The 16,203-nt window shown below is 54.3% G+C and carries 16 protein-coding genes; 8 read left to right on the top strand and 8 right to left on the bottom strand.

The genetic code is table 11. The features are described from left to right. Positions 1-98: 98 nt before the first annotated feature. Complete coding sequence (locus tag AQS70_RS19790; protein ID WP_055104438.1) at positions 99-698, bottom strand: tRNA-uridine aminocarboxypropyltransferase; 600 nt, start codon at positions 696-698, stop codon at positions 99-101. A 17-nt stretch (positions 699-715) separates the two neighbouring features. Further along, entirely contained in the window at positions 716-1,609 is an 894-nt protein-coding gene (locus tag AQS70_RS19785; RefSeq protein ID WP_055104437.1) for a LysR family transcriptional regulator, read from the bottom strand. Positions 1,610-1,787: 178 nt separating this feature from the next. Between AQS70_RS19785 and speB the strand changes: the two genes are divergently transcribed. Beyond that, on the top strand, positions 1,788-2,738 hold the full coding sequence (gene speB, locus AQS70_RS19780; RefSeq protein ID WP_055104436.1) for an agmatinase: 951 nt from the start codon (positions 1,788-1,790) through the stop codon (positions 2,736-2,738). A gap of 190 nt (positions 2,739-2,928) precedes the next feature. After that, positions 2,929-4,308, top strand: a complete 1,380-nt coding sequence (locus AQS70_RS19775) for a sodium:solute symporter family protein (RefSeq protein WP_055104435.1) — start codon at positions 2,929-2,931, stop codon at positions 4,306-4,308. Positions 4,309-4,461: 153 nt separating this feature from the next. Here the strand turns inward: AQS70_RS19775 and AQS70_RS24230 are convergent, their stop codons facing one another. Next, entirely contained in the window at positions 4,462-4,587 is a 126-nt protein-coding gene (locus tag AQS70_RS24230) for a PA1414 family protein (RefSeq protein ID WP_262200485.1), read from the bottom strand. A 125-nt stretch (positions 4,588-4,712) separates the two neighbouring features. Beyond that, positions 4,713-5,615 (bottom strand): putrescine utilization regulator PtrR, encoded by a 903-nt coding sequence (gene ptrR / locus AQS70_RS19770; RefSeq protein WP_055104434.1) that lies wholly within the window; start codon positions 5,613-5,615, stop codon positions 4,713-4,715. Positions 5,616-5,718: 103 nt separating this feature from the next. Between ptrR and AQS70_RS19765 the strand changes: the two genes are divergently transcribed. Continuing rightward, entirely contained in the window at positions 5,719-6,909 is a 1,191-nt protein-coding gene (locus tag AQS70_RS19765) for an MFS transporter (protein ID WP_055104433.1), read from the top strand. Between the two features lie 7 nt (positions 6,910-6,916). Here AQS70_RS19765 and AQS70_RS19760 read toward each other — a convergent pair whose 3' ends face one another. Then, a complete protein-coding gene (locus tag AQS70_RS19760; protein WP_055104432.1) occupies positions 6,917-7,753 on the bottom strand; it encodes a CvfB family protein in 837 nt (278 codons plus the stop codon). A gap of 344 nt (positions 7,754-8,097) precedes the next feature. Between AQS70_RS19760 and AQS70_RS19755 the strand changes: the two genes are divergently transcribed. Further along, positions 8,098-8,277 (top strand): hypothetical protein, encoded by a 180-nt coding sequence (locus AQS70_RS19755; RefSeq protein WP_055104431.1) that lies wholly within the window; start codon positions 8,098-8,100, stop codon positions 8,275-8,277. Positions 8,278-8,461: 184 nt separating this feature from the next. Next, the gene (locus tag AQS70_RS19750) at positions 8,462-9,184 is read left to right on the top strand and encodes a TorF family putative porin (RefSeq protein WP_055104430.1); all 723 of its coding nucleotides are present in this window, start codon (positions 8,462-8,464) and stop codon (positions 9,182-9,184) included. A gap of 486 nt (positions 9,185-9,670) precedes the next feature. Here the strand turns inward: AQS70_RS19750 and AQS70_RS19745 are convergent, their stop codons facing one another. After that, positions 9,671-11,017, bottom strand: a complete 1,347-nt coding sequence (locus AQS70_RS19745; protein WP_055104429.1) for a DEAD/DEAH box helicase — start codon at positions 11,015-11,017, stop codon at positions 9,671-9,673. Positions 11,018-11,209: 192 nt separating this feature from the next. On the opposite strand from AQS70_RS19745, the gene AQS70_RS19740 reads away from it, so the two are divergent. Further along, a complete protein-coding gene (locus AQS70_RS19740) occupies positions 11,210-12,493 on the top strand; it encodes a mechanosensitive ion channel family protein (protein WP_055104428.1) in 1,284 nt (427 codons plus the stop codon). Positions 12,494-12,553: 60 nt separating this feature from the next. Here the strand turns inward: AQS70_RS19740 and AQS70_RS19735 are convergent, their stop codons facing one another. Together AQS70_RS19735 and AQS70_RS19730 are read right to left on the bottom strand one after the other, a co-directional pair. Further along, complete coding sequence (locus tag AQS70_RS19735) at positions 12,554-13,117, bottom strand: RBBP9/YdeN family alpha/beta hydrolase (RefSeq protein ID WP_055104427.1); 564 nt, start codon at positions 13,115-13,117, stop codon at positions 12,554-12,556. A 40-nt stretch (positions 13,118-13,157) separates the two neighbouring features. Beyond that, positions 13,158-14,018: a carboxylate/amino acid/amine transporter gene (locus tag AQS70_RS19730; protein ID WP_055104426.1), complete on the bottom strand. Its 861-nt coding sequence runs from the start codon at positions 14,016-14,018 to the stop codon at positions 13,158-13,160. Positions 14,019-14,492: 474 nt separating this feature from the next. Here AQS70_RS19730 and AQS70_RS19725 point away from each other — a divergent pair, with 474 nt between their 5' ends. Together AQS70_RS19725 and AQS70_RS19720 are read left to right on the top strand one after the other, a co-directional pair. Further along, entirely contained in the window at positions 14,493-15,416 is a 924-nt protein-coding gene (locus tag AQS70_RS19725; RefSeq protein WP_055104425.1) for a LysR family transcriptional regulator, read from the top strand. A gap of 150 nt (positions 15,417-15,566) precedes the next feature. Next, positions 15,567-16,136, top strand: a complete 570-nt coding sequence (locus AQS70_RS19720) for a peptidylprolyl isomerase (protein WP_055104424.1) — start codon at positions 15,567-15,569, stop codon at positions 16,134-16,136. Positions 16,137-16,203: the final 67 nt, after the last annotated feature.

Raw genomic sequence — 16,203 nt, 5'->3', positions numbered from 1 at the left:
GTGGTAGGCGCTGGCGAAGGCTGCGATCTTTCGATCGTTAAAAACAAAGATCGCAGCCTTCGGCAGCTCCTACAGTCTGGACTGCCCGCAAAGGCGTGTCAGGATTGAGTGCTGTGGTTCCGTTGATAGGTGTCGGCGCCCATGGCTTCAATTTGCCCTTCTATTAGCGCTTCAAATGGTCGCAGCAAGGCTGCATATGAACGCGGCGCCTCAACGATTTCCAACGCTTGGACGATGGCCTCCACGGTCGACAACGCCCCAGGCCCAGGTGCCTTGCGCAGCCGATAACGCGACACTGCGCCTTCGGGCAAGGTCACCCGTGGTAACTGTGCCAGCAATGGATTGAGGTGCAGCAGTTTGCGTGCCTTGCGCCACGTTCCATCCGGCACTACCAGTAACAGCTTGTCATCCGTCACAGCCCCCGACTGAAGCAACTGTGCGCCCTCCCCCGGAAACAACAAACGCGCTTGATACCCCGGCAGGTTGAGTAAGCCGTGTAAATCCTCAAACACTTCGCCCACACGCAGCTCTGCATGGGTCAAACCCAAGGCGGCCAAGCGGGCAGTATTCAACGCATGGTTGACCTCACTGGGGTGCTGTAACAGTAAGATTCGCGTCTGGCTATCCAACTGTGGGATCAAGTCACATAAGCAGTGCGTTTGCGGACGCATGCAGCGAGGACATTGGGCACGAGACATGGCGGTAATGCTCTGGTTCAAGGGTGATTAAGCTGCGCTTTGAGCAGGTCACGGAAGGTTTGAATCAACGGCTCACGGCTACGTCCGCGGCGCACAATCATCGAAAACGGTGCCTGATAGCCGAAAGTGGCTGGCAGTAGTACGCGCAAGTCTCCTTTCTCGACCCACGACTCAGCGTAATGCTCGGGCAAGTAGCCAATGTAGGCGCCTGATAGCACCAGAATCAATTGGGCTTCCATGCTGTCGACCGTCGCGGCGCTATGTTTAAAACCGTGCCGCGCCAGCTCGGCTTGGCTCCAATAACCTCGCCCGACCATACGTTGCTGGGTAATCACGGACTCATGAATCCGACGCTCACCGAATAATGGGTGTCGGGTGCTGCAATACAGCCAGTGTTGCTCACGGTACAACGGCTGATACACCAGACCGCTCATGCGCGAAGAAAACGCTCCGATGGCCAGATCCAGCCGATTATCCTGCACGCCAAGCTGCAACTCGTAAGGGCTCAAGACCGACAGATGCAAGTGCACCGCAGGGTGCTCTTGGCTGTAAGCGCCAATGGCTTCGGCAAACGGCAAAGCTTTATCGCTGACTGTGGAGTCGATTACGCCCACGTTTAAAGTGCCGCGCAGCTCGCCTTTTAACGCCGCCGCATATTGTTCAAACCCTTCCAGTTCGCCGAGCAGACGTAGGGTTTCTTGATGGAACAATTCGCCTTTGCTGGTGAGGCTGAATCCGCCACGACCGCGATGGCACAGCACCAGCCCCAGATTGGCCTCCAACTGGCTCATGTAAGTGCTGATGGCCGAGGTCGACAGGTTGAGTTCCTGCTGAGCCGTAGCGAACCCTTGGTGTCTGACCACGCTGGCAAAAATTCGCAGTAGTTTCAGATCGGGTAAAGCGTTGGCCATGCAGGACTCACTTTCTACCTGTGGATGCGAGGTTGATGTTTGGGTCTGGAGTCTAACGCGAGCGTTGCCATTAGTTTAGAAAAACCTGAAGTAAGTATTTGCCCACAGGGATTCTTCCTCTGACCGGCCTTTCGCAGAATCGAGCGCCATAACCACAACAAACGACGAGGTCTTTCCCGTGGAAAAAATTCTTCACCAACCACTGGGCGGCAATGAAATGCCACGCTTCGCCGGCATTGCAACCATGATGCGCCTACCCCACCTGCAATCTGCCGCCGGTCTGGATGCCGCCTTTATTGGCGTTCCTTTGGATATCGGGACGTCGTTGCGCGCAGGCACCCGCTTCGGTCCACGCGAGATTCGCGCCGAGTCGGTGATGATCCGCCCGTACAACATGGCCACTGGCGCCGCCCCTTTCGACTCGCTGTCGGTTGCGGACATCGGTGATGTGGCGATCAACACCTTCAACCTGTTGGACGCTGTGCGCATCATCGAGCAAGCCTACGATGACATTCTTGAACACAATGTGATCCCGCTGACACTGGGTGGCGACCACACCATCACCCTGCCGATATTGCGCGCAATTCACAAAAAGTACGGCAAGGTTGGCCTGGTGCACATCGACGCACACGCCGATGTGAACGACCACATGTTTGGCGAAAAAATCGCCCACGGCACCACCTTCCGCCGCGCAGCTGAAGAAGGCTTGCTGGACTGTGATCGCGTTGTACAAATTGGTCTGCGCGCCCAGGGTTATACCGCCGAGGACTTCAACTGGAGCCGCAAACAAGGTTTTCGCGTGGTTCAGGCCGAAGAGTGCTGGCATCGGTCACTGGCCCCTCTGATGGCAGAAGTCCGTAAAAAAGTCGGCAATGGCCCGGTCTATCTCAGTTTTGATATCGACGGGATTGACCCGGCTTGGGCACCTGGCACCGGGACACCCGAAATCGGCGGCCTGACGACCATTCAAGCCATAGAAATCATTCGCGGCTGCCAAGGCCTCGATTTGATCGGTTGCGATCTGGTGGAGGTTTCGCCGCCCTACGACACCACGGGTAATACCTCACTGCTGGGTGCGAACTTGCTGTACGAAATGCTCTGCGTATTGCCCGGCGTCGTCCATCGCTAAACCCGTGATTAGAAAGCATCGAGGTGCTGTGAAGCACCTTGAGCGGTGAACGCAAGCGGAGCATGTGGTTAGCCAGGATGGCAGTGGTTCTTGTGTCATAAAACAAGCGCCTGCACACAAGAAATAAAGGCCGATGATGCCCTCAATCGCCTGATCGCCTTATAAAAAAAATAATCGGAGACTCGCCATCATGGCTTTAGATTTATTAGTCGTCCTTATCTACGCTGCGGCAATGCTGGTGCTGGGTTACTACGGCATGCGCAAGGCCAAAACCCACGAAGACTATTTGGTCGCCGGGCGCAATCTCGGGCCAACTCTGTACATGGGCACTATGGCCGCCACCGTACTGGGCGGCGCATCGACCGTCGGCACTGTTCGCCTGGGCTATGTGCACGGAATTTCGGGTTTCTGGCTGTGTGCAGCACTGGGCTGCGGGATCATCGCGCTCAACCTGTTCTTGGCTAAACCGTTGCTCAAGCTAAAAATCTTCACCGTGACCCAAGTCTTGGAGAAGCGTTACAACCCAATGGCACGCCAAGCCAGCGCCGTGATTATGTTGGCTTACGCGTTGATGATCGGGGTGACCTCCATTTTGGCCATCGGCACCGTGCTTGAGGTGTTATTCGGCTTACCGTTCTGGGTGTCCGTGGTGCTCGGCGGCGGTGTGGTGGTTGTGTACTCAACCATTGGCGGCATGTGGTCGCTAACCCTGACTGACATCGTGCAGTTCGTGATCAAGACCGTGGGCTTGATGTTCGTCCTGTTGCCGATTTGCCTTTATCGGGTCGGAGGTTGGGATGAGTTGGTGAGCAAACTGCCAGCGTCGAACTTCAACTTCACCAGCATTGGCTGGGAAACCATCGTCACCTATTTCATGATTTATTTCTTTGGCATTTTGATCGGTCAAGATATTTGGCAGCGTGTGTTTACTGCAAAAACTGACAAGGTGGCTAAGTACGCCGGTACGTTCGCAGGTGTTTACTGCATCGTCTACGGCCTAACTTGCGCCCTAATCGGTATGGCTGCGCATGTATTGATCCCGGATTTGGGCAACGTGAACAATGCGTTCGCCGCCATCGTAAAAGCCTCGCTGCCGGACGGCATCCATGGGCTGGTGATTGCAGCGGCCCTAGCCGCCATGATGTCGACTGCCAGCGCGGGCTTGCTCGCCGCATCCACCGTACTCACCGAAGATCTGCTACCTAAGCTGCGCGGTGGCAAGCAGTCGAGCTTGAAGATTAACCGCCTGTTCACCCTGCTCACGGGCTTTGTGGTACTGGCTATCGCATTGGTGGTTAACGATGTGATCAGCGCCCTCACACTGGCCTACAACCTGTTGGTTGGCGGCATGCTAGTGCCATTGATCGGGGCCATTTACTGGAAGCGCGCAACCACCGCAGGCGCTATTAGTAGCATGAGCTTGGGCTTTATCACGGCGCTGGTCTTTATGTTCAAAGATGGCTTGGACGCGAATACGCCTATCTATTACAGCTTGGGCGTCGGGCTTATCAGCTTTATCGTGGTGAGCTTGCTGGATCGGCGCCCGGCTACCGTAGGCAGCGTCGCCTGATAGGCACTTTCTTCAGCGGGCGCGACGTCGGAGGTCGTGCCCGTTTTTTTCAGTGCAGCCCAGATTCCTCAGCCTGCGCCTTGTTAAACGACAGGGGTAGCAGACTTCAAAATCGTCAGGCGATAGCGCCAAGCACCCGTCTTGACAGTGATCTTAACGGCGACGTTGCGGACGGCGACGTGGATCTTCGACGGGAATCGGGATCGGTTGCAGAGGAGGCTCAATCAGGCCCAGTGCAACGCCGACGTCATGTAGCCAAGTTTTCAGTTTGTCTTTCATAAATCCCCCTTGGGGCCACACGTGCGACCGGGTTCCGTGGCCGCTTCGTACAGATAATAGTCCGAACTCCTACAAGATGCTTGCCGTAGGTCAATGATCTTTAGGTTACTTCTTGTCTTTTTCAGTTATGCAGATGCCCGTTTCGACGCCGTAATAACGTTGCTTCTCTGAGAGTGCGTCTGCTGCAAGGTTATCCACGCATTCAAATTGGCGCCTAGCATGCCCTTACGCCACATCAACCATGTCGTGGCTGAGTCAAAAGGTTGTTTCAAAGGATGTACACCGACACTTTCACGACCCGGCAAGCTGGCTAACATCGAAGCCGGCATCAATGCGACACCCGACCCGGCCACGACGCACGCCAACATCCCCTGATAAGACTCGATCTCCATGACCCGCCCCATCGCTGCTCGATCACTGGCGTACCAAGCCTCCAGCCGCGTTCGATAAGAGCACCCTTGACGAAACGTAAACACTTCGCGGCCTTGTACATCCTGAGCGCGAGTGATTGGCGGATGGTCCAAGTCGCTAATCATGACCAGTTGTTCTTCACAGAACTCAACCCCATCAAGCCCAGCCAACTCTAGCGGGCCGTCCACCAGTGCTGCGTCCAGACGCCCCGTTAGCAAACCTTCGAGTAGTTCTCCACTCGGGGCCGACTGTACGTGCAAGCTCACCGCTGGGTGGGCACGGTGGTACTGCGCCAAAAGGCTAGGTAAGTGGATCGCCGCGGTGCTGTACATCGTCCCCAGAGTGAATTTGCCAGAGGGCACACCGCCTTGCACCGCGCCTAGCGCTTCATCGTGCAGAGCAAACAGACGACTTGTGTAATCCAGCAGCACTTTGCCAGCCGGGGACAATTGCAGGCGTTGGCGCTCGCGCATAAACAACTCAACACCCATCTGTTCCTCTAACTGTTTGAGCCGAGTCGACAGATTAGAGGGCACGCGATGCAAACGTTCAGCGGCACGGGTAATCGAGCCTTCTTCGGCCACGGCTTGGAAAATACGTAACTGACTGAACTCCACAGCATTCTCCAAAACTGAATAAGTAGATCACTATTATTCAATTTTAAAGAAAGTCAATGATCTCTAGCCTAACGGTCATTGTCTTCACTCTGGAATCAACAACATGTCCCCCGTGACTCGGATACTCGCCAGTTTTATCGCACTCATGATGGCCATGGGTATTGGTCGTTTTTCACTCACGCCGCAATTGCCGCACTTGATCAGCGAAGGTCAGATCAACTTGACGGACGCAGGGCTAATCGCCGCCGCCAACTATCTGGGCTATTTAATCGGCGCACTGGACGCCATTCGCGCCAGACGCCCGGAGCAAGTTCGCGCACGCCTGTACACTGGGCTTTGGCTATGCGTGCTACTGACGCTGGTTTCGTATTGGGCTCAAGGTTTCTGGCCGCATTTACTACTGCGCTTGGGTGCCGGGGTGGCCAGTGCTTGGGTGATGGTGATGATCACCGCCCTTAGTCAGCAAATAGCCGTCAGCACCAACCGCCCACGGCTGGGCGCACTGGTGTTTGCCGGCCCCGGCGCTGGCGTGGTTCTCACTGGGTTACTGGCTCTGTTTGCCAACGCCCACGGGCAAAATTCGTCGACGCTATGGCTGATTTACGCGATGGCCGCCCTACTCATGCTCTTGCTGATCATGCCGATTCTGCCGCGATCGGACATGCTTGCCCCCCATCAGCCTGCTGCGCCAGCCAGTCAGCGCCACCCAGGAATAACCCGTCTAGGGGCGATTTATGGCCTATATGGTTTGGGATACATCATCCCGGCAACTTTTTTGTCGCAGATGGCTAACGCTCAATTTCATGGCCAATGGCAAGCCGATCTGTTTTGGCCGGCTTTTGGACTGTGCGCCGCCATTGGCGTAGTTTTGATCAGCCTGCGCCGGCCTTCGCCCCGTACCACTCGCCTGTGGTTGATGGCGGCACTTTGGATTCAGGCTGTAGGCGTTTTAGCTTGCTTGCTGCCCAGCAGCACGGGCTTGGCACTGGGCGTGATCTTGTGCGGCACACCTTTTCTGGCCTGTATGACGCTGGTGATGCAAAGCTCGCGAGACATCGCCCCGCACGCCACCCAGCGTAACGCCGCCTTACTGACCGCCTGCTTCGCTATTGGACAACTGGGCGGCCCTTTATTGGCAGCCATGAGCAGCCACTTCAGCGGCGACCTGCACCCGGCGCTGGTCATCGCGGCCAGCGGTTTACTTCTGGCCGGAGTGCTGGCTTTGCAGCTCTCACCAACGACGTTAGAGTTGCCCACTGATAAGCCTGAAGAAACCAACAGGCTCGGCGTCTAGCGTTGGTTTACACCAGCTCGATACGATCAGCGTGGATGACAATTTTGCCCTCTTTGTAGAGCGCGCCAATGGCCTTTTTAAAGTTGCCCTTGCTGACCCCAAACAGGCTGCTAATCAACTCAGGTGCACTCTTATCACTCACTGCCAGTACGCCATCGTTGTCGCGCAACTTGCTGAGGATTTTAGAGTTAAGGCTGCTGGCAGCCTGCTGCCCAACCGGCTGCAAACTAAGGCTGATTTTGCCGTCGGCACGCACCTCTTTGATGTAGCCTTTTTCTTGCTTACCCGCGCGCAAGAACTTGAAGACTTCATTCTTGTGGATCAAACCCCAGTGTTTATTGTTGATGACAGCTTTGAAGCCCATGTCCGTGGCTTCTGCCACCAACAAATCAACTTCCTGACCCACCTCATAGTTGGCCGGGGTTTTATCAAGGTAGCGGTCCAAGCGTGCCGTGGCGGTGATGCGCCGAGTGTGCTTGTCGAGATAAACGTGTACCACGGCATATTCGCCTGCGGTCATCTGGCGTTTTTCTTCGGAATACGGCAACAGCAAATCTTTAGGGAGCCCCCAATCAAGGAAGACGCCGATGCTATTGATTTCGACGACTTTAAGACTGGCAAACTCACCGACTTGTACTTTTGGTTTTTCAGTAGTGGCAATTAACTTGTCATCACTGTCCAAATAAATAAATACATTGAGCCAATCTTCATCTTCACTGGGAATATCTTTAGGAATATAACGGTTGGGCAACAGAATCTCACCGTCCGCGCCACCGTCTAAATACAAACCAAAGTTAGTGTGTTTGACCACTTGCAAGCTGTTATAGCGACCGATTAAAGCCATGTGCATTACCCTCATTACGTGAGCGGCATTCTACCCGAGTTTGCGCGATCACATGGATTCAGCGCGGCACAGGGTTGAATTTTTTCAAAAAGCTATGATTTATCAGGGATTTTTGTCGAAATCAGGGAACCACTCGTCACCCAACGCACGCCTTAAGCCTGCTTGCTCAGCCCAAAATTAGCCTGATGATATGAATTAAAACAGCGAGTTAGCGGACTATTATCCTGTTTATTATGTTCAGCATTATGGTCGTCTAATATTGTAGAAGGATATTTAACAAGCATTTGTCAAGCATTTCAGTTATTATCGCTGGCCAAGTTATTTTCTACAGGTGAATAGTCGCCATGCGTGTAAAAGCATCCGCCAGCAAAGCAAAGCCAGCTCCCGCTGTTGAAACCAGTGATTCAATCAATGCGCAAATTGCCGCATTCCTGAAGTCCGGCGGCGAGATTCAACAAATTGATAAAGGTGTCAGCGGCCAAACTTTCGGCGCATCCAAGCAAATTTCGCTGGGCAAGAAGTAATACACCTCCTCGCTTTATAGGGTCCTGTGCGCTTTGCCTTTCAAAGCGCTAGGGCACTCTCCTCACCGCACAATTAAGAAATCGACGAACGGCACCCATCTGCGTGCAGACATCCGTATTCTTGAACCTCTCTAAATCAAGCCTTCGAGCCAATCACTGCATCCAGCTGTTAAGGGAGTGGCCCATGCTCACACGGACGTTACTGCTCACTGGCACACTACTGTCTAGCGCGGCAATCAACGCGCAGGTGTTTTCACGCGAGCTGGGCGACTTCGACCTTAAGCTAGGCACCCAGCCGAGCCGCAGCATGGCACAAGGCTTGGTCAAACCGACCAGCCCCGGCTCGACCTTCCACGGCGGCCTTGATCTGACTCACGACAGTGGCTGGTACATCGGCCAGTGGGCGCCCACCATGGGTATCAAGCCGGGCAGTAACCTCGAAGTCGATTCCTACCTCGGTTACAAACACCCTTTTGACCAGACCTTAAGTTATGAACTGGGGGTCATTCAGTACAGCTATCCCAAAGTCAGCCCCATGGACAGCCACCAGTTCTATGCAGGGCTAAGCTTGCTGGGCACTCACCTGGGCGCTGCGTTCAGCAATGATCCAGATCGACGTGACAGCACGGTATTTGCCGATTTAGGAGCCAATCGCCCCCTCGGCATTGGGGTGCGCTTGAAATACACCACTCATCAGTTAGGTACGCCGGTGTCCATCGCCGATGGAGGGAGCGTAAGCACCTTCAATGATTGGTCGATCACCCTCTCGCGCCCTTGGAAAGGCTTAGATCTGAACGTGATTTACAGTGACTCCAGCCTCGATGGCGGTGATTGCTCTGCCTACTCGGGGCAAAATCCACAGTGCGATGGTTTGCTGACGTTCAAGGCAGAACGTACGTTTTATTGAGGGGGCTTTGGCCTTCTCTAGTGCAGTACAGGTTCTGTACGCCGTTTTACGTCTGCTGCCCAGCCTCGCTTCGTTCCTCAGCAGCTACAAAATCCTTGCACAATCGCTAAGATCGCAGCCTGCGACAGCGCCTACGAGAAGCTGGTTGCGTAGCTTTTGATTTGGTTTTTGATCTTAGAGGCCCCGTTAAACCACGCTGGCCCCACACAGGCTTTGCGCAGTGGGTAACCCGGCAGGACGCCGGGTTAGCCGCGACACGGCCAAGGATGGCCGATCGCGGCAGGCCCACGGAGCAATGCCTGTGTGAGGGCATGCCAAGCCACAGCGAGGCACCGAGTGGTTGGGGCAAAAGCGTTTTGGTTACTTTGCCGCTTTTGCAAAGTGAAACGCCGTAAGGGCGTAACCCTAAGTGGCCGTTACCGAAGCCTCTTCTCAGAAGGAGGATGAACCGATCGGCGGATCATCAGCAGTCTTAAGCCGTAAATACTACTCAGCCGCCGGCGCTTCTGGCTTGCGACGCTTAAGCGGCGCCATGCCATCTTTGCTCACCAACGACAAGGCGTCAGTCTTAGGACGATTGGCAATTTTGCGCTTGGTCGGCGCCTTGGCACCGGTCTTTTTCTTGTCGCCTTTGGCATCGGTTTTTTTCTTCTTAACGCCGACCGCCTTACCTGAAGCCTTGACCTTTTTAGGCCCGCTGTAGGTGCCTTTGACTTCTTTGATGGTACGACGCTCGAAGCTTTGTTTCAGATAACGCTCAATGCTGGACATGAGGTTCCAGTCACCATGGCAAATCAGCGAGATTGCCAAGCCATCGTTACCCGCACGACCTGTACGGCCAATACGGTGAACATATTCATCACCGCTACGTGGCATATCAAAGTTGATAACCAGATCCAGCCCCTCAACGTCCAAACCACGAGCCGCAACGTCTGTGGCAACCAGGATTTTTACGCCGCCCTGCTTCAGTCGATCAATGGCCAGCTTGCGATCTTTTTGATCCTTCTCGCCATGCAAGACAAACGCCTTGTATTCCTGAGCCACTAAACGACCGTAGATACGGTCGGCCATGGCGCGGGTATTGGTGAAGACGATGGCTTTTTGATAAGTCTCGTTCGCCAGCAACCAGTTCACAATTTGCTCTTTGTGCTGATTGTGATCCGCGGTGATCACTTGTTGACGAGTGGTGGCGTTAAGCTGGCTAACTTGGTTGAGTTGCAAGTGCTCCGGATTATTCAGCACTTTGCCGATCATGTCACGCAGGCCCGAACCACCGGTGGTGGCCGAGAACAGCATGGTTTGCTGACGATTTGGGCACTCATCAACCAAGCGCTGAACGTCTTCGGCGAAACCCATATCCAGCATGCGGTCCGCTTCGTCGAGTACCAAGACTTCGACGTCGTTCAGTTGCAGGTTGCCAGCATTGAGTTGCTCCAGCATACGGCCCGGCGTGCCGATCAGGATATCCGGCACTTTGCGCAACATGGCAGCCTGCACCTTGAAGTCTTCACCGCCGGTAATCAGCCCGGACTTGATGAACGTGAACTGCGCAAAGCGTTCAACTTCTTTCAGTGTTTGCTGGGCCAGTTCGCGGGTCGGCAGCAAAATCAACGCTTTGATGCTGACACGAATTTTGGCGGGGCCAATCAGACGATTGAGGATCGGCAGAACGAAAGCAGCGGTTTTGCCACTCCCGGTTTGAGCTGTAACCCGCAGGTCACGCCCTTCGAGCGCGAGCGGGATAGCCGCTGCCTGCACAGGTGTAGGCTCGACAAATTTAAGCTCGGCCACAGCTTTAAGCAGGCGTTCGTGCAGGGCGAAATCGGAAAACACGGGTGCTACCTCGAAGAAATACAAAAAATCAGCGGCATAGAGTAACGGTTTCGAGCGCTCAGGCCGAGTTTCTTTGCATCAACTAGGTGAAACAAATGCATTTTTAGGGTGTTTGCTTCAAAGACAGCCCAAAAACAGGTTTGAAATGCTCTAATTACGTCGCCATTTCTTTTTGGGATAACGCTTTAACTTATGGATACGCAAACACTCTGGAGCTATATGCAAGGCTTTTGGGCCAGCCTCGAACAAAACCCTTGGCTGTCAGCTATTGTCGGTCTGATTATTTTGGTGAGCGTCGCCCTGCTTGCTGGATACATTGCCCGCATCATTATTTTGCGCGTAACCAAGATGCTGGCTCGCCAGCCCGCGCTGCATTGGGTAAGCGATTTACGTGAGCACAAGGTGTTTCACCGTATCGCGCAAATGACGCCCTCACTCGTTATCCAATTCGGACGCAATTTTGTGCCCGAGCTGACCGATGCCGGTCGCAACTTCCTTGGCAACCTAGCGTTAGCCATCACCATTTTTGTGCTGACCCGAGTGATCAGCGCATTGCTCGACGCACTGCTCGACATCTACTCGCGCACCAATTACGCCAAGACCCGGCCCATCAAGGGCTATATTCAACTGGGTAAAATGCTGCTGTTCGTGTTCTCCGCGATCATCATTGTCTCGATCCTGATCGACCGCTCACCAATGCTCTTGCTCTCGGGCTTGGGCGCCATGTCTGCGGTTCTCTTACTGGTTTACAAAGACACGCTGTTGTCATTTGTAGCCAGCGTTCAGTTGACCAGCAACGACCTACTGCGCGTAGGTGACTGGATCGAAATGCCACAGGTGGGTGCCGACGGCGACGTCATGGACATCACCTTACACACGGTCAAGGTTCAGAACTTCGATAAGACCATCGTTTCGATTCCGACTTGGCGCCTGATGTCCGAGTCGTTCAAAAACTGGCGCGGAATGCAACAGTCCGGTGGCCGTCGGATCAAGCGCAGCTTATTTATTGATGCGGGAGAAATCAGCTTCTTGAGCGATGAGCAGGAGCTGCGCCTAGAAAAGGTGCGTTTGCTAAGCGATTACTTAGTGCGCAAAAAAGCCGAGCTTGCCAGTTGGAACGAGGCGCAGGGCGAAGTAGCCGCATTAGCCGCCAACCGTCGACGCATGACCAACATTGGCACTTTCCGCGCCTACGCCCTGGCCTACTTGAAGAGCCACGCCCAGATCCAACCGAATATGACCTGCATGGTGCGCCAGCTTCAAGCAACGCCTCAGGGCGTTCCCCTTGAGATTTACTGCTTTACGCGGACGACGGCGTGGGATGAATACGAGCAAATCCAAGGCGATATTTTTGATTATTTGATCTCGGTACTGCCTGAGTTCGGATTGAGCTTGTATCAACAGCCGAGCGGCAACGACTTGCGCAATGGGCTGTTAAACAAAATCAATGCGCCGCAGGCGATAGAAGAGCAATAAATAAAAAGGCTGCGATCAACAGTAATAGCGTTGATCGCAGCCTTATTCCTGCACGGTGTGTCAGGTTTGCTTGAACTGCGGGTCCCCTGTGAGCTTGAACAACAACTCGATACCCTCGGGCCAAGCGCCTAGGCCGCTTTGGTCATTAATGTGTTTGGCCTGCTGCAACCAAACCAACTCACTGCCCCACGCCTGACTGAAGGCGGCGGCGCGCTCGACGCTGACATATGGATCGTCGGTACTGGCCACCGTAATCGAATTAAAGGGCAGCTTGCTTAAGCGCATGGGAGTGAACCCCGAAGTACCTGCTGGGTAACTCGGCGCTTCGGTGTCAATCGGGGCCACCAGCAGCGCTCCACGGATTTGCCTCTCGGCTTGCTCCGGATACTGTTGCGACCACGCAGCAATCAGGTTACACGCCAAACTGTGGCCCACGAGAACCACCGGGCGCTGGCTGGAAGTCACTTTTTTGTGCAATTCCTGCACCCAGTCGGCGCATTCTGGGGTTTTCCAATCTTCTTGACGGACCCGTTTCAGACCGCTGTAGTTCTTCTCCCAGCGCGTTTGCCAATGATCTTCCCCCGAGTTATTCAGGCCCGGCAAGATCAACACTTTGACTGTCATTCCCACTCCCCTTTAAGGCGTTAGTTAGGCCTTAGAGACCTTAGCCCCTGATAGGCCTACGGTCTAGCCGGCTGATCCAAACGGCTAGAAGAATGACCGTCCCGCCCAGCAGCAAACGGCCCAACGGTTCATGCTGATTCCATATCAACAGGTTGAGCAGCAGCCCCACGGGTACATGCAGATTGTTCATCACCGCCAAAGTCCCGCCACTCACCAAACACGCGCCTTTGTTCCACCAGTACATACCCAGCGCTGTAGACACTAGGCCCAAAAACAGCAGTACGCCCCACTGCAAAGGCGCGTCGGGCCAGAAGTGCTCTTTGCCGAAGAGCATAAAAGCCGGCAAAACCACCACCAAAGCGCCGATATAGAAGTAGCCGAAGCGTCGGTAATCTGGAAGCTCACTCGGGTAGCGCACCACCAAGCGCCGGTACAACACCTGACCGGCGGCATAGGTGAAGTTGGCCAGTTGCAACAACAGGAAGCCCTTGAAGAAGTCCGGGTTGATGCTGTCGAAACGAATGACCGCAGCCCCCGAGACAGCCACTAGCGCAGCGACCAATGCCCACGGATTGAAACGCCGGTTGAGCGCGTCCTCAATCAAGGTCACGTGCAGCGGCGTCAAAATGGTAAACAACAACACTTCAGGCACCGTCAGTACCCGAAAGCTCAGGTATAGACAGACATAGGTAATCCCAAATTGCAGAGCGCCGATCAACAGCATGCCCCGCATAAAACCGGGTTCTACCTTGCTCCAGCGGGTTAGCGGGATAAACACCAGCCCGGCCAGCACTACGCGCACCAGCACTGCGAAGTAACTGTCGACGTGCCCTGCCAGATACTCGCCAATCAAGCTGAAGGAAAACGCCTGAATCAGCGTCACAATTAACAAGTAACCCATAAATCTCTCGCCCGGAATTTAGCATCAGCCTATCGAATGGACGCGACCTTAGCGGTTTTCCACAACGCTGTGCTATCCGCCGGTAAAACCCGGACAAAAAAAACCCGATCCAGCTCAGTGACTGATCGGGCGAAGGCACTCAAAGAAAGCGCCAAGGGAGGTTCGATGCGCGAACCGGTTGCTTGAAGGAGCAATGAGGTGAAGTAAGCCATGTGACGATTATGTGTCGATTAACAAACCTGATTCAGGTCATCTCTGAAAGCTACTTTTTACAATCAGAACATTTAGCCATGAGAAGTAGGCTCGATCTGAAAATTCTGTAAGACGATGGAGCAAATGTTAGAGGGTATTTTTCTGATAAAAAAGCGTAAATATCTGCTACAACCTATCTATAAATTTGTTTATTAATGAGTACTCTATAACAGCTGTGCTAGGCCGCGGCCACACACTGACTCAATACCAAAGGAATAGAACGTGAAAGCGCCCCGCGTGACCCTTGATCAATGGCGCACGCTGCAAGCGGTAGTCGACCATGGTGGCTTTGCGCAAGCTGCTGAAGTTCTGCACCGCTCACAGTCGTCTGTCAGCTACACCGTCGCTCGCATGCAAGATCAACTCGGCGTTCCGTTACTGCGCATAGATGGACGTAAAGCCGTGCTCACTGAGGCGGGTGGTGTGTTATTGCGCCGCTCTCGCCAGTTAGTCAAACAAGCCAGCCAGCTCGAAGACCTTGCACATCATATGGAACAAGGCTGGGAGGCCGAAGTCCGGTTGGTAGTCGACGCCGCTTACCCAAATGCACGTCTGGTGCGCGCCCTGACTGCCTTTATGCCGCAAAGCCGTGGCTGCCGCGTACGGCTGCGTGAAGAGGTGTTGTCCGGCGTCGAGGAGGTGCTACTTGAAGGTGTGGCCGACTTGGCTATAAGTAGCTTCAATATTCCCGGCTACTTGGGGACTGAATTAAGCACCGTAGAATTCATAGCCGTCGCGCATCCCGAGCATGCTTTGCATCGCATGCAACGCGCGCTGCACTTTCAAGACCTTGAAAGTCAGTTACAAGTGGTGATTCGTGACTCAGGCCGCCAGCAACCACGCGATGTCGGCTGGCTGGGGTCTGAACAGCGCTGGACAGTCGGCAGCTTGGCCACAGCGGCAGCGTTTGTTGCCAGCGGTCTGGGGTTTGCTTGGTTACCACGGCACATGATTGAGCGCGAACTCAACGAGGGCCTGCTCAAACCCTTGCCGATGGATCAGGGTGGAGATCGTCATCCGGTGTTTTACCTGTACGCCAACAAAGACAAACCGCTTGGCCCGGCGACGCAAATACTGGTCGAATTATTACGCACCTTTGATACGGCACCGTTAGACGTTGTATTTACCGCGCCAGAACAGGCATGACAGCGATGGGCAGGAACATCGTTGACGAATATCCTGTCCAAGGTTCGCGTTTGGCCGTTTATTGCAGCCCGAGCTCTTCACCTCACTCATTCCATACCCAACGCGTGCAATGACTGACGCAGTTGCTCCACCTATCAGGACTATTAATCTATGTTGAAAAAAATCGCCTTTGCCGCTAGCGCCCTGCTCTTCGCTGCCAACCTGATGGCCGCCACACCGGCGGCAAACAAAGCACCCCACGTGCTGCTAGACACAAGCTTCGGCCAAATCGAAGTCGAACTGGATCCGGTGCATGCGCCTATCAGCAGTAAGAACTTTTTGGACTACGTTGACAGCGGCTTTTACAACAACACCATCTTCCACCGCGTGATTCCGGGCTTTATGGCGCAAGGTGGCGGGTTCACAGCGCAGATGACGCAAAAACCAACCCGTGACCCGATTAAAAACGAAGCCAGCAACGGCTTGCACAACGTACGCGGCACCTTGTCCATGGCGCGCACTTCTAACCCAGACTCTGCGACCAGCCAGTTCTTTATCAATGTGGCCGATAACCCGGCCTTGGATCCGGGCCGTGATACCGGTTACGCCGTATTTGCCAAAGTCGTAAAAGGCATGGACGTCGTAGACAACATCGTCAACACCCAGACCACGACCAAATCTGGTATGCGCGATGTGCCTGCTGATCCAATTCTTATCAAGTCCGCCAAACGCATCGACTAACCGCTAAGAACGCTGCGGGCAGCCTGACCGGCCTAGGCCGGTCACATCACTAAAGGAGAGTCCGCAA

The organism is Pseudomonas endophytica (assembly GCF_001411475.1).
Lineage (GTDB): Bacteria > Pseudomonadota > Gammaproteobacteria > Pseudomonadales > Pseudomonadaceae > Aquipseudomonas > Aquipseudomonas endophytica.
Note: the sequence above shows the minus strand (reverse complement) of the source record. Positions and strands in the feature narration are given on the sequence as shown.